Annotated in this window: 2 protein-coding genes; both read left to right on the top strand. The window is 66.5% G+C overall.

The annotated features are described in order from the left end of the window. Window positions 1-514: SDR family oxidoreductase (locus AB0915_RS39255; RefSeq protein ID WP_366696203.1), on the top strand; the 514-nt coding region annotated here is incomplete at its 5' end. Window positions 515-622: 108 nt separating this feature from the next. Next, window positions 623-919: a VOC family protein gene (locus AB0915_RS39250; RefSeq protein ID WP_366696205.1), complete on the top strand. Its 297-nt coding sequence runs from the start codon at window positions 623-625 to the stop codon at window positions 917-919. The last annotated feature ends 269 nt before the right edge of the window (window positions 920-1,188 follow it).

Below are 1,188 nucleotides of genomic sequence, written 5' to 3'. Positions count from 1 at the left end.
CAACGAACCGCTCCCGCACGCCTGGCACATCGACGACCGGGAGTACCGACGCCAAGAGAAACGCCGCGGCCGCCGGTTCGCGTACACCAGCCTCGATCCCGCCCGCACCGCACTCGTGGTCATCGGCATGGTGTTGTTCGTGCACGTCTCGTCGATCGCGAGCCGTCTGCCGCAGCGCACCGAGGCGTCCTACGCGGCGAAGGCGGCGCTCAATGTTTACAGCCGCGGGCTGGCGACCGAGGTGGGCGAGCACGGAGTGCGTGTGGTGTGTGTTCTGCCCGGTTTCGTGGCCACCGAGGGTGCGGTCGAGCACCTCCAGCGGATCGCCGATCGGCAGGGCGTTGGCGTGGAGGACGTGCAGCAGCAGGTTGTGGATCATCTGAACGTGCCGATGGGCCGGCCCGGCGATCCCGAGGATGTGGCAGAGATGATCGCGTTCCTCGCATCCGGTCGCGCGAAGTGGCTCACGGGAGCCGAGTTCCGGGGCGACGGCGGCATCATCCCGGTGGTGTGACTTCAAAGCCAAGCAGGGGGAGGACAGGGAACTAGCATGAACATCAACCTCAGCGCAGTGATCATCGACGCTGCCGAGCGGGATCCCGAGAGTGCGTTCTGACACCGGCTGCTGGGCGGCTCGATCGCGAAGACCGCAACCCACAACTTCCTCCAAAGCGACGGGTTCCCGGTGTTCGTGATCCAGCTGGCTCCGGGGCATGTCCCCCCGCAGTGGCCAGAGGGCAACTTGCAGCAGATGCACGTCGATCTGACGACGGACGACCTCGCGGCCGCGTACAGGCTGGCGCTCGAGGCGGGTGCACGTCGGCTGCAGCCCGCTGACGACGTCGACCCCGCATCGCGGAAGGGCGGCCGGGTCTACGCCAGCCCGGCCGGGCACCCCTTCTGCCTCTGGTCGGTCTGAGCTGCGCCGGGCGCCTGGACCTGCTGCTCTCTGCTGTCGCCCAAGCTGCAGCAGAGAGCAGAGAGCAGAGAGCAGAGAGCAGAGAGCAGAGAGCAGAGAGCAGAGAGCAGTGGCGTTCGGCGCTCGGCCTTACCGCACCGCCGCGCGCTCGTGCAGGTAGTCGGCCTAGCTAGTTGAAGCTCCCCCTTTGACCTGGACAGCCTGATACTGGGACGGAAGGTCCCGGAGGAAGCAGTTACAGGCAGTGAGCAAGAAGAGCAATATGAGCA

It is taken from the genome of Streptomyces sp. NPDC048411 (assembly GCF_040704695.1).
Taxonomy (GTDB): domain Bacteria; phylum Actinomycetota; class Actinomycetes; order Streptomycetales; family Streptomycetaceae; genus Streptomyces.
Note: the sequence above shows the minus strand (reverse complement) of the source record. Positions and strands in the feature narration are given on the sequence as shown.